Below are 11943 nucleotides of genomic sequence, written 5' to 3' on the forward strand. Positions count from 1 at the left end.
TAGCTCGCTTTTGTCATTTTGTGTTCTTTATTCAGCAGTATTAGCGACGACCAAGCCCCATTAATACCGACATTGTTTTACCATCAGATGTAATGTCAAAAACGTGTTGCGATTCAACTTCAGTAAAACCCGCTTCTTTCAGTGCACGCTCAGACTTCGCAAGGGTAAAACCGTCTTGTTCACATTCTGCAATCCAATCAAAATGAACAAAATAGCCGCCGTGGTTAAGTAGAGAATGTGAGATCGTTAATGACGCGTCTAAGTCTTCCACGAACGCTAAAACTGATGATGCAACCACCAAGTCGAACTGTCCACGAAACGCAGGGTGCTGAGCAACCAAGCCGCGAGATAATGCATCTACCACAGGTTCTACGTTGACGAGCTCTTTTTTATCGAGTTCCTCAATCATGGCTTCCGATGCGTCTAATGCTACGATGTCTTTAACCATCGGTGACAATCGTTGACTTAACTGCCCTGTTCCGCATCCAAAATCTAGTACTTTAATGCCATCAAGCTGAGTTAGCTGTTGTAACTGCTCAAACACCGACTGCGCAAATTGCTCTGTTGCTGGATTTGATTCCCAGTTTTTTGCTAAGCCGTCCCAATCTTGTGCCATCGTGGCCTCCATGTTCACTTTTTGTAACCCACATAGATTACCGCAAAACCGTTAAAAGACCATAGACTTATCTGGCGGATTCGCGTTTTTTTCGATAATCTTTCATGGCTTTGGGAGCGCATCTGCATAATACCCAAATTATTTGAATTCATTTATTGGTTGTGTCAAATCATGAACTTAACTCAAGTAGAAGCCTTCTGCACCATCGCTGAGTGTGGTTCTGTTTCTGAAGCGGCAAGGCAACTCGACTGCAATCGTACCAAACTCAGTATGTCGATTAAGGCATTAGAGAAAGATCTCGACGTTGAATTGTTTAACCGAACTGGCAACCAGCTCACCCTCTCTGAAGCTGGGAAAGCCATTTACAAAGATTGCGAACACCTACTTATCATCGCACAACGGGTCAGAAAGACCTGCGCTCAAATCTCGGAAGGGTTTAACGCGGAAGTTTGGGTAGCACGTGACGACTCCTTACCTGATGATCTCTGGCAAGAATTATCTCATACATTGAATAACCGCTTTCCTTCAACAACCTTCAACTTAATCTTGGCATCCAGTGGCGACTTAGCCAACTTGGTCAGTACCCACCAAGTAGATTTTGCTTTCGGCGTTGATTATGAGCGAGTAGACGATCCTCGTATCGTATATAACCCATTAGGCAAGATACGTATGATGTCAGTATGCAGTGTAGAACACCGCCTAAGTAAGATGCGCCGTGTCTCAGACGAAGATCTACGTAGTCAGATGCAAGCACTAATGGTGTACCTAAATGAGAAAGACAACCCTGAACTGCAACCTTTCTCGACTCGATATATTGGTTTTTCGAGTTTTGACTACATGCTGAACACCATCTTAGAAGAAGACGCTTGGGGCGTGCTTCCTGAACCATTAATCCGCCATTACCTTCGTCAGCAGAAGCTCGCCGTTATCAAACACACATACGGCTTGACGCAAGAAGACTACTGTATGTTTTCACCTAACGGCCATACTGAGCATCCAGCAATGACGTGGTTAGCAGATAAATTGAGCGAGTATTTATTTGACTTCTAAACATTTTATCAGTGAGCGTCAATTTTACTGACACCAAAAAATCACAGTAAGTCATTGTTTTATAAGAACATAAATAAAAACGCAATTTTTTAAATTAGTTACCGGTCACTTTGTGGTTGCCTAAATTACCTTATGAGCGAAGAATAGTAAGGTATTAAAATTCAAAGGCATCTTTTATGTGTGACAGGACAAGCAAAAACGAAAACCGTATTCTAACCATTTCAGCCCTTTTGGCATCTGGGTTCGCTGCTGGTGGTATGGTACTTGGCTTGCTTGTAGGCTCAATTGTCATCGTTTTTGACGGTGTTTACTCTTTGGTCAGCTTACTGTTAACTTTATTGTCACTGGCCGCTTCTTACTATATTAACAAGCCTTCAAAATCTGTATTCCCATTTGGAAAAGCGGTCTTAGAACCAATCGTTATTGCGATAAAAGCAGCCGTCATTTTAGTGGTTGTAAGCTTCTCTCTCTACTCTGCGATATCAGCATTGATGTCTGGAGGTCGCGAGGTCGATGCTTCTATTGCGACCTTATTCGGCATCGTGAATGTTATCGGCTGTGGTTACGCTTGGTGGTTTATGGCGAAACGCAGCCGCCGCTTCTCATCAGGCTTGATTGAAGCGGAGAAAAAACAGTGGCAAATGGATACTTTGTTGAGTGTGGCGGTGACCGTAGGATTTATCTCGGCTTGGGCTGTTTCACTAACGCCATTCTCTGAGTATGCGGTATATGCCGACCCCATGATGATGGTTTTAATGGGCTTTTACTTCCTCAAAGTACCGTTCGATATGCTAGTAGGTGCCTTACGTGAACTACTAATGATGGCACCAAGCAAAGAGCTGTGTCAGAGCGTTGGCAAAGATGTTCTTGAGATTGAAAAAGTAACTGAGCATCAATTGAAACTGGCTGGCGTAACGAAGGTGGGCCAAGAGCTACGAGTAAATGTGGACGTACATATTGATGACGACACATTGGAGCTTGATACACTAGAGCACACTCGTAAGCAGCTTATCAAGCGACTGTCGAAGCACAGATTCAAGCTTCAACTACACTTGAACGTCGCTTATTAGAGTGCCACCAAAGAGCCGTTAAAACTCCATAAAAAGCTCCCAATCTCGGGAGCTTTTTAATTTTTTCGATTTAGTTGCTTCGTATTCGAATACAGCTCGCAAGGGAGATCTGTTCGTTGCTCACTTAAATTCTCTGATCTCGTTGGTAACTTACCCAGCCGCTTCGCGCTTCTCTTTGGTGACTAACCAACACATCAGCGAGCCCACCGTTACCATCACAACGCCCTGCCAAAAGCTATGGCTCAGAGTTACGCCAAGAATAATGGAAGAAAATAAAGCGGAAAAAATGGGCGTGAAGTAAGACAAGGTGGCGAGAAAAACCATATTGCCGCCAACGATCGCGATGTTCCATAAACCATAACCACCAGCCATTAAAGCCGCAGAAGCCACTAAGTACCCCATCGCTTCCCAACTGAATGTCATTGTTGGCTCATCCGTAAACGCATATTTGACCCAAAGCGAAACAGCAGTTGCAATGAAAAACAGGGTAATCGCATTATGTTTAGATTGCTGCCTTTGGGTTAAGTTGCAATAAAAAGCCCATATAACCGCGCCAGCGAAAGCCATAAAATACACCAGAGGGTTACTACTAACATTGGACATGATCTGAGTTATGGATAAGCCATTCTCACCGCTCACAGTCCAAGCAACCCCAACAAACGCCAGCGTAACTGCGGGATAAAGCAACCAGTTTGTTTTTTTATTGCTGCCAAGGACCGCAAATAAAACCGTCAGTGCGGGCCAAAGGTAATTGACAATCGACACCTCAATTGCCTGCGCGCGCGAGTTGGAATATCCCAAAGATAGAGCGAGAAATATTTCATAACAGACGAACATCGCACCACCAAGCGCAAGATACTTGGGAGAAAAGTAAGACAACTTTGGAATACCGACCACGATAAGAAGGAAAACAGAGCTAAGAGAGTACAACATGGCTGCCCCGCCTACAGGACCTAAACTCTCCGTAACCAACCTCGCGATGCCAAGCAGGCAACTCCAAGAGAGAATCGCGATACAACCATAAAGTGTGAAACGAAATTGCACTGATTTCATGTGACCTACCACTCACGAATGCCAAAGGAAACGTCAGCTTAACTCAAAAATGATCAGGTTCAACGTACTGTTTTATAAAAATCAGTATAAAAATCATTCTATTAAGCCGTTGGAGTTGATATGAAACATTTTCTGCCCTCTAGTGTTATGCTTACACCCTTTGTTGTGCGCTACTATGATGAAGATGACAACGAGAGTGAAAACGTTAAAACACACTCGGAAACGCATGGTCTAGATAGCGAAGAGCAATCTAAGGAACGTTCAGAGTAAAGGAATCCAAACATGAAAAAAGTCGCAGTCATTTTAAGTGGTTCAGGCGTTTACGACGGTTCTGAGATCCACGAAGCCGTATTGGCGCTCTACGCCATCGAGAAAGCAGGGGCAACTTGGCACTGCTTTGCACCTAACATTGACCAACTCCATGTCATCAATCACCTAACTGGTGACGAAATGGATGAAACACGTAACGTATTGATCGAATCAGCTCGTATTGCACGCGGAAATATTGACGATGTCGCCAAACTTAACGTCGATGAATACGATGCCCTACTGCTTCCAGGTGGGTTTGGTGCCGCGAAAAACTTAACCGACTTCGCTGTTTCGGGTGCGGAGTGCTCCATTAACACACACGTAGCTCAAGCTTGTCGCGCGTTTGCTAATGCGAAAAAACCAGCTGGCTATCTGTGTATTTCTCCTGTCATTATTCCGATGATTTATGAGCAAGGCGTGAAAGGAACGGTAGGCAACGATGAGGCAGTCTCAATAGCATTTAATCAAATGGGCGGTGAACACACCACGTGCCCTGTCGAAGACATCGTTTTTGATGAAAAACACCTCGTACTTTCAACCCCTGCTTACATGTTGGCAGAGAATATCTCTCAAGCGGCTTCAGGTATCGAAAAGTTAGTATCAAAACTGATTAAAATAGCTTAATTATTAGTAGTTAGCTTATAAAACACTTCCCTATCCCCATTGATAATTAAGTTATTAATGGGGATTTTTTATACTTTAGTCGAATTTAGAGATATATCCGCGTCAGAAGTCAATTTCTGCCAATCGTTTGCGTCCATAGTTTCATATTTGTTCTACTTTATATCAGTGTTGCACTTATACGCAGTGCAACAAGATCACTGTCACAGTTTTTCTCTTGCAAGTACCTCTAAGTGGGTAAACTTGCTTTAGATCAACTTCAATCTGGAAACGAATGTGCGACAGTAAATGGCAAATTAAGAAAGATTATTAAAAATAACGACGGAGCTATCCAATATGACAAGTGCATTTTTTATCCCTACGGTAAACCTAATGGGCGCTGGTTGTTTGAAAGACGCAGCAGACAGCATCCAATCTCAAGGCTTTAAAAAAGGTTTGATCGTTACGGATAAGATCCTTAACCAAATCGGTGTAGTCAAACAAGTTCAAGACCTTCTCACTGAGCGCGATGTAGCAACCGTTGTGTTTGATGGCACTCAACCAAATCCAACTATCAGCAACGTTAACGACGGCTTAGCACTTCTTACTGATAACGAATGTGACTTCGTTATCTCTCTAGGCGGCGGTTCACCACACGACTGTGCGAAAGGTATCGCGCTTGTTGCTTCTAACGGCGGCAAAATCGCAGATTACGAAGGCGTAGACCAATCTGCAAAACCAATGATGCCACTTATCGCGATCAACACGACGGCGGGTACTGCATCTGAAATGACGCGTTTCTGCATCATCACTGACGAAGAGCGTCACATTAAGATGGCTATCGTTGATAAGCACACAACACCGCTTATCTCGGTAAACGATCCAGAGCTAATGCTCGCTAAACCTGCTTCGCTAACTGCGGCAACAGGTATGGATGCCCTAACTCACGCGATTGAAGCTTACGTATCTATCGCGGCAACACCAATCACTGATGCAGTAGCAATCAAAGCGATTGAGCTTATCCAAGCTTACCTACGCACAGCAGTGAAAAACGGTGAAGATCTAGAAGCTCGTGAACAAATGGCATACGCACAGTTCATGGCGGGTATGGCGTTCAACAACGCTTCTCTAGGTTACGTACACGCAATGGCACACCAGCTAGGTGGTTTCTACGACCTTCCACACGGTGTTTGTAACGCGATTCTTCTACCTCACGTACAGCGTTACAACGCGCAAGTATGTCCTGAGCGTCTACGTGACGTAGCAAAAGCAATGGGCGTAAACGTAGAAGGCATGTCTGCTGAAGAAGGTGCAGCGGCAGCAATCGACGCTATCGTTACTCTAGCGAAAGATGTGGGTATCCCAGCAGGTATTAAAGAGCTTGGTGCGAAACTAGAAGACATCCCAACACTAGCAGACAACGCACTGAAAGACGCTTGTGGTTTCACTAACCCTAAACAAGCAACTCACGAAGAAATTTCTAAGATCTTCGAAGAAGCGATGTAATCTCGCTAACTAAACAATTCTCTAGCCTTAATTCAATCCCCGATCTCGTATCGGGGATTTTTTACATTCATATACAAGTGAATCTCTGCCAAACATAGTCTTTTAGTGTTAGCTTTTAAGTATTAACACGATTCATATTGGAAGGAACCATGAGAACGATTGCTGCTACCCTACTCGCTTGTTTATCCTTTTCTGCCAACACTGCCGAATACCGCGCCAACGAAGTGGCGAATGGATTTCAGATCCCTTGGGGGATCGAGTTCTTAGATAATCAACGCGTTATCGTCAATCAAAAGAACGGTACGGTTTCGTTGCTGGATATCACCACAGGCAAACCTCAAAAGCTGTTTAACGTCCCCGATGTGAACACCAGTGGACAAGCCGGCTTATTGGATGTTGCGCTCGCACCGAATGCCGATACGCAAAACCCGCAACTCTTCTTTACCTACAGCAAGCGCACAAGTAAAGGCAATACGGTGGCGTTAGCGACGGCGCAATTGCAAAACAATCAACTTGTGGGTTGGAACGATCTCTTTGTTGCTGATGCCATCACCGACACGGGTCGCCACTACGGCAGTCGAATTTCATTTGTAGACGATAAAGTTTACTTCTCAATCGGTGACCGTGGCGAACGTGATAATGGGCAAGACAGTCAAACCCATGCTGGTAGTATTGTGCGCCTTAACCTTGATGGTTCGGTTCCTCAAGACAACCCATTCAAACCTTCCCAAGCTCGTCCTGAGATATGGAGTTACGGGCACCGCAACCCACAAGGTATGTTTTACGACGAAGCAACAAAACAGCTGTGGTCTATTGAACATGGACCACGCGGCGGCGATGAAATTAATCTAATCAAGAAAGGCGCGAACTACGGCTGGGCAAAAGTCTCTCATGGTAAAGAATATTGGGGTCCGTTGGACGTCGGTGAAGCTAAGTCGTTACCGGGAATGGAAGATCCCAAGCTGGTATACGTCCCTTCTATCGCACCCAGTAATATGATTTTGTACCGTGGTGATAAATACCCAGAGTTGGACGGAAAAATCCTCGCCGGTGCCTTGAAGCTGGCGCACATCAACGTGGTTTCTATTGAGAATGGCAAGCTCACCGAATCAAAAAGATTGATGGAGAATCTTGGTGAGCGAGTAAGAGATATAACCATCAGCCCCGATGGTTATATCTACTTTTCTACCGACAGCGGCAAAATCTTTCGTCTTGAGGAAAGGTAATCAAACACTAAAATCGTTAAGACTATTTAATTTGTGACGTACTAGTGATTTATTTTCGTACAATCTAAGCAGAAGAATCTAAACTTAACAATAACCTTTTGTTTTTTAAAACGATAGTTCGGTTAAGTTGTACGAGGTCATTATGATTCCATTCCCTTTACAGCTCGATAAAATTAAAGCCGTGGTGTTTGATTTGGACAACACCTTGGTGAGTTCTGATATGAACTTCGGCGAATTGCGACAACAGCTTGGCTGTCCGCAGAGTGAAGATCTATTGGATTTTGTCGACGCACTTGAGCATCCTCATCATCGAGAGCACGCTCATAACGTGATATTTGATTACGAGATTTCTGATGCTGAGCAGTCTGCTCCAATGATTGGCTGCCATGAATTGCTCGCCCACTTGCATCAAAATGAAATCAAAACCGCTATCGTGACGCGCAACTGCCAAATCGCCACTCAGCGCAAACTAGAGCACAACCAAATCTCAGTAGAACGAGTCATCACTCGTGAATGCTTCCCGCCCAAGCCAGACCCTTTGTCTCTGCAGGTATTGGCGAAAGAGTGGCGTTTGATGCCTGATGAAGTGCTTTATGTCGGCGATTACCTTTACGACTTGCAGGCAGCGTATAACGCGCAGATGCCCTCTTGCCTTGTGCACCATGGGAATCAAGAAACCTTCAATGACTCAGCCTCGTTGGCGCTTAATGAACTCAGCGATTTACTGAGCCATTTCCAATCCTTACCACGCAAATAAAGCACACACATAAAACACGCAAACAAAAAAAGGGGCACCAGCGTGCCCCTTATGACTTATTCCCGATTGTTTCATGCGTTCCCAAGGATTGCTTGGGTGATGCGCTGCTTAGCCTTGTAGGTAAGCGTTAAGCATCCACATTAATTTTTCTTGCTCACGGATGTAGTCACCCATCAATGCCGCTGTACCTTCGTCATCTGCTTCACCCGCGTTTTGTAGAATCTCACGCTGTTTTAGAAGCAGAACGCTAAAGCCTTGAACCAGACCTTGTACACACTCCTCACCAGAAGTAGCGTTTTGATGTTCTTTAATTTCACTTGCTTCCAAGTAGTTGCTGAATGCGTGCGCTGGCGTGTGACCCAAAGTTAGAATACGCTCTGCAAGCTCATCGATTTTTGTTTGTAGATCAGTGTAGATCTCTTCAAATTTTACGTGCAGTTCGAAGAATTGCGCACCTTTAATGTTCCAGTGGTAACCGCGAGAGTTCATGTACAACACTTGGTAATGCGCTAACAGTTGATTGAGCTGTTGAGCTAGTTGTGCTGATTGTTCGCTGTCTAGACCAATTAGGCTTACTTGTTTGTTCATAATCTTGCTCCTAGAAGGATGATACCAATCGTAGTAACGAACGATTCTCTTACCGGGATTGGTATAAAGTTTAAAAATTCTTTTGCAGTATTTGCTGCCGATGGAGTCATATTACGACTCCGGCTCGGCGAAGAGAATTTGGTTTTAGCTATGATTTAAATAGCCAAATCCAATGAGCAAGCAGACGAATATCGGCGTATCATCCAACAAAAAGCCCCAACCCTTTTTGTGTAAAAAGGATTGGGGCTTTTTTACTATTTGGTTAACGTTCAAAAGTCGATGAAAGATGTAAACCTTATCTACGCCGTTTTGAAAGTTGCCATCTGTTGATTCAGCTCAGTAACTTGCTCTTTTACTTGCAATGATGTCTCTGATGCACGTTGGCTGTTATTCGAAACTTCATCCACTGATTGAGTAATACCGGACATCAATCCAGTGATCGAATTGGTCGCATGAGATTGCTGCTCTGCCGCTGCTGCAAGTTCTGCCATTTGCTCATTCAAGGAACCTATTTGCTCAGTAGTAACAAGCAAACGAGTTACCGCTTTTTCAATGTGCTCAGCGCCCTGCTCCGCAAGTGATTGACTGTGTTCAATCTCCTCTACCACCGAATTGGTCGAGCGTTGAATCGCATTGATAATGCCGTTTATTTCTGTCGTCGATTGAGTAGTGCGAGTCGCTAACATACGTACTTCGTCCGCCACAACCGCAAAGCCTCGTCCTTGGTCACCCGCACGCGCTGCTTCTATCGCGGCATTCAATGCCAGTAAGTTAGTTTGTTCTGCTAAGCCTTCAATCACTTCCGTCACTCGACCAATGGCTTCGCTCTCTTTGCTTAACTGCGTCACTTGCGTGCTCGCGGTTTCAATGCTGCCATGTAAGCTTTCCATGGTGACTTTGTTTTGCTCTAGTGCATCGCGACCTTGTTCAATCTCGCCTTTTGAATCAGAAAGCTTCTGCACCGATTGATTGGCTTGATCTAGGGTGTTACGCGCGGCTAAAGCGATTTCATCCAATTGGCTTCCCATTTCAACAATGCTGGTCTGTTGCTGTTCAACATTCGATGAAGTGACTTGCGCCGATTCCAACAAAGCTCCCATGCTGGTATCCACTTGGTGCGCTTTCTCACTCACCCCTGCCACAATGCTCGCTAACGATTGGTTCATGCGGTTAATCGAATCGGTAAGGTCAGCCAATTCATCTTTCCCAACAACAGTTAACGAAGGCTGAGAAACGTCCCCTGAAGCGATCGTCTTTGCACGCTCCGATAAGTTTTTCACTCGGCGACCAATGGTGTTGCCCATGTATTTTGAAATCGCTACTGCGGCAAACAAAACTAATGCTGCTGCAATCAACATAGTGGTCAGTACGTTCTTGATCGACTGATTAATACCCTGTCCACTTTGATCAGCACGACTTTGCTGAGCCAATACGATCGTTTCTAAACTTTGGTCTAGTGCATCCGCTGCTGGCAACAGTTCATTCGCCATTAACAAGTTTGATTCGTTCCATTCTGGCGATTGACGCAATGCAATTACCTGCTCTGCTAAAGGAAAGTACAGTTGCTGCATTTCTTTAAATAGTGACCACAGTGATTGGTCGTTATCGGTCAGTCTGTCGAGTTTACTGTCGATTTCCGCTACAGACTGATTGTGGTACTTAATCAAGTCGTGGTATTTGTCTAGGTGATCTTGCTGCCCGTACAACAGGAAATCTCGCAAGGCGGACAGAGCATTGGCGAGCGAGGTATAGCTGTCGGCGTAGACTTTAAACAGACGTTTTCTGTCTCCACCAAATGGGTTTCCTGACTCTTCGTTGATTAAGCTTTGAAGCTGATCAAGTGCCACTTCTGCAATGGGTGCCGCTTCGTTAATAAAGAGGTTGTGCGCGGGTAAGTTCTCATCACTGTGGCTAAGTTCAATCAGCTTGTTCAAAGAGACTTTTACCGCATCCCACTGACTTTGAATCGCTTGAAAATCCTGTTCAGAGATCAAAGCCTGCAACGTTGGAAGCGACTCGTCTGTAGATGCCATGATATTGCGAACGTCCTCACTCAAACGTGCGCTCGCCTCTTCATCGCCACCTAGCAACATGTAGGCTCGAATAGAAGACAGCGACGCTTGAACGGACTGTTGGATACCGCGACTGGTGTCGACGGTCGGTAAATCGGATTTAAGTAACGAAGAGGCGTATTGCTCTACGGTGGTGACGTTGCGATACGTAAATACCGCTGATGCCATAAAAAGTACGGCTAGCAGCACAAAACTGAGCTGCAACTTCCCTGATATCGTAAGGTTCATCCATAAACTCCTGACAACGATGAGCCTTAAATATAACGATGTTTATAAAAATGTTAAATACAAGTATCAAAAGTTACTAAGAAAACCATGTAAACCACTATTTTAAGCCGATAAATGGGACTTATTCGAAGTATGGTATGCGCTCACTACGTAAAATCAGATAATTAACGTAAGTCGTTTCTAAGCAGTCTTGCTCCCACAATGAAAGAATCCGCTTGGTGGCAAAGTAGTAATCTTTATTACGCAGTAGCACGCCCACCGTGCGGCTGAGCTGCTCAAAGCGCTGTTGCTCATTAGCAGAGATGTAATTGTCTTCATTCTGAATGATGGGCGCCAATCCATCGGCAAACCAATTGTTCAGAATTTCACGCATCTCAAGTTCTGACTCCGGCACATCCATACACGACAACTCACGATGCAGTGGCGGCGGTACTATGTACTTTGACGCTTTTGGCGAACTGACATAACGGTACATGTCGCTCCTCCTTGTAAATGACTCTTATACCCAAGTGACTTCAAGATGCAGGATTCAGAGCGTTGTCATTGATTCGGGGTCAAGGAAAACAACGCAGCGTAATAGTCAGCTCTTTCCAAGTTGTTTGACACAGAAACCGAGTCAATGACACGCTCCCGAAGGGCGAGCTGTCTTGGTTTGTATACTTTGTTGTCGATTCTTGATTTAGACCCACTAGACCTTTAAATCGCCGCCGCGTCTACAAACCAAGCCATTCTCGCTGAACCTAACATCTCGAGGTTACTTGGGTATAAACTAACTAAGAATACTTTTTTCAATTTCCAAGTTTTTTTCTACAGCTCATAGAAAGAAGCCCAACAAAAAAGCCATGCAAAGTAGGCTCTGCATGGCTTT

The 11943-nt window shown here is 44.7% G+C and carries 12 protein-coding genes; 7 read left to right on the top strand and 5 right to left on the bottom strand.

All coding sequences use genetic code 11. The annotated features are described in order from the left end of the window. Window positions 1-40: 40 nt before the first annotated feature. Window positions 41-616: a class I SAM-dependent DNA methyltransferase gene (locus tag R7P74_RS04645; RefSeq protein ID WP_017821100.1), complete on the bottom strand. Its 576-nt coding sequence runs from the start codon at window positions 614-616 to the stop codon at window positions 41-43. Window positions 617-787: 171 nt separating this feature from the next. Between R7P74_RS04645 and R7P74_RS04650 the strand changes: the two genes are divergently transcribed. Beyond that, window positions 788-1666 (top strand): LysR family transcriptional regulator, encoded by an 879-nt coding sequence (locus tag R7P74_RS04650; protein ID WP_005375568.1) that lies wholly within the window; start codon window positions 788-790, stop codon window positions 1664-1666. A 176-nt stretch (window positions 1667-1842) separates the two neighbouring features. Beyond that, window positions 1843-2736 (top strand): cation diffusion facilitator family transporter, encoded by an 894-nt coding sequence (locus tag R7P74_RS04655; RefSeq protein ID WP_053303754.1) that lies wholly within the window; start codon window positions 1843-1845, stop codon window positions 2734-2736. Window positions 2737-2886: 150 nt separating this feature from the next. Here the strand turns inward: R7P74_RS04655 and yddG are convergent, their stop codons facing one another. Next, complete coding sequence (yddG, locus tag R7P74_RS04660; protein ID WP_005375578.1) at window positions 2887-3789, bottom strand: aromatic amino acid DMT transporter YddG; 903 nt, start codon at window positions 3787-3789, stop codon at window positions 2887-2889. 120 nt (window positions 3790-3909) lie between these two features. Here yddG and R7P74_RS04665 point away from each other — a divergent pair, with 120 nt between their 5' ends. The 5 genes from R7P74_RS04665 to R7P74_RS04685 all read left to right on the top strand — a co-directional run bounded on the left by R7P74_RS04665 (window position 3910) and on the right by R7P74_RS04685 (window position 8187). Continuing rightward, complete coding sequence (locus tag R7P74_RS04665) at window positions 3910-4059, top strand: hypothetical protein (RefSeq protein ID WP_017634379.1); 150 nt, start codon at window positions 3910-3912, stop codon at window positions 4057-4059. A gap of 12 nt (window positions 4060-4071) precedes the next feature. Continuing rightward, complete coding sequence (gene elbB, locus R7P74_RS04670; RefSeq protein ID WP_017634378.1) at window positions 4072-4722, top strand: isoprenoid biosynthesis glyoxalase ElbB; 651 nt, start codon at window positions 4072-4074, stop codon at window positions 4720-4722. Window positions 4723-5055: 333 nt separating this feature from the next. Beyond that, window positions 5056-6204, top strand: coding sequence for an L-threonine dehydrogenase (yiaY, locus tag R7P74_RS04675; RefSeq protein WP_005388247.1), 1149 nt, complete (start codon window positions 5056-5058; stop codon window positions 6202-6204). A gap of 149 nt (window positions 6205-6353) precedes the next feature. Beyond that, the gene (locus R7P74_RS04680) at window positions 6354-7430 is read left to right on the top strand and encodes a PQQ-dependent sugar dehydrogenase (RefSeq protein WP_318122713.1); all 1077 of its coding nucleotides are present in this window, start codon (window positions 6354-6356) and stop codon (window positions 7428-7430) included. 142 nt (window positions 7431-7572) lie between these two features. After that, window positions 7573-8187 (top strand): HAD family hydrolase, encoded by a 615-nt coding sequence (locus R7P74_RS04685; RefSeq protein ID WP_005375585.1) that lies wholly within the window; start codon window positions 7573-7575, stop codon window positions 8185-8187. Window positions 8188-8295: 108 nt separating this feature from the next. Here the strand turns inward: R7P74_RS04685 and R7P74_RS04690 are convergent, their stop codons facing one another. From R7P74_RS04690 to R7P74_RS04700, 3 genes are all read right to left on the bottom strand, one after another. Next, the gene (locus R7P74_RS04690) at window positions 8296-8775 is read right to left on the bottom strand and encodes a Dps family protein (RefSeq protein ID WP_005388254.1); all 480 of its coding nucleotides are present in this window, start codon (window positions 8773-8775) and stop codon (window positions 8296-8298) included. A gap of 299 nt (window positions 8776-9074) precedes the next feature. Beyond that, window positions 9075-11075, bottom strand: a complete 2001-nt coding sequence (locus R7P74_RS04695) for a HAMP domain-containing methyl-accepting chemotaxis protein (RefSeq protein ID WP_029789935.1) — start codon at window positions 11073-11075, stop codon at window positions 9075-9077. 121 nt (window positions 11076-11196) lie between these two features. After that, the gene (locus R7P74_RS04700) at window positions 11197-11550 is read right to left on the bottom strand and encodes a hypothetical protein (RefSeq protein WP_005453713.1); all 354 of its coding nucleotides are present in this window, start codon (window positions 11548-11550) and stop codon (window positions 11197-11199) included. Window positions 11551-11943: the final 393 nt, after the last annotated feature.

The sequence above is a fragment of the Vibrio sp. 2033 genome, from assembly GCF_033339735.1.

Excerpts from the sequence above, each read along its gene's own strand:
- R7P74_RS04645 (WP_017821100.1), bottom strand. The coding sequence starts at position 616 with ATGGCACAAGATTGGGACGGCTTAGCAAAAAACTGGGAATCAAATCCA.
- elbB (WP_017634378.1), top strand. The coding sequence starts at position 4,072 with ATGAAAAAAGTCGCAGTCATTTTAAGTGGTTCAGGCGTTTACGACGGT.
- R7P74_RS04665 (WP_017634379.1), top strand. The coding sequence starts at position 3,910 with ATGAAACATTTTCTGCCCTCTAGTGTTATGCTTACACCCTTTGTTGTG.
- R7P74_RS04690 (WP_005388254.1), bottom strand. The coding sequence starts at position 8,775 with ATGAACAAACAAGTAAGCCTAATTGGTCTAGACAGCGAACAATCAGCA.
- R7P74_RS04650 (WP_005375568.1), top strand. The coding sequence starts at position 788 with ATGAACTTAACTCAAGTAGAAGCCTTCTGCACCATCGCTGAGTGTGGT.
- R7P74_RS04680 (WP_318122713.1), top strand. The coding sequence starts at position 6,354 with ATGAGAACGATTGCTGCTACCCTACTCGCTTGTTTATCCTTTTCTGCC.
- yddG (WP_005375578.1), bottom strand. The coding sequence starts at position 3,789 with ATGAAATCAGTGCAATTTCGTTTCACACTTTATGGTTGTATCGCGATT.
- R7P74_RS04700 (WP_005453713.1), bottom strand. The coding sequence starts at position 11,550 with ATGTACCGTTATGTCAGTTCGCCAAAAGCGTCAAAGTACATAGTACCG.
- R7P74_RS04695 (WP_029789935.1), bottom strand. The coding sequence starts at position 11,075 with ATGAACCTTACGATATCAGGGAAGTTGCAGCTCAGTTTTGTGCTGCTA.
- R7P74_RS04685 (WP_005375585.1), top strand. The coding sequence starts at position 7,573 with ATGATTCCATTCCCTTTACAGCTCGATAAAATTAAAGCCGTGGTGTTT.
- yiaY (WP_005388247.1), top strand. The coding sequence starts at position 5,056 with ATGACAAGTGCATTTTTTATCCCTACGGTAAACCTAATGGGCGCTGGT.
- R7P74_RS04655 (WP_053303754.1), top strand. The coding sequence starts at position 1,843 with ATGTGTGACAGGACAAGCAAAAACGAAAACCGTATTCTAACCATTTCA.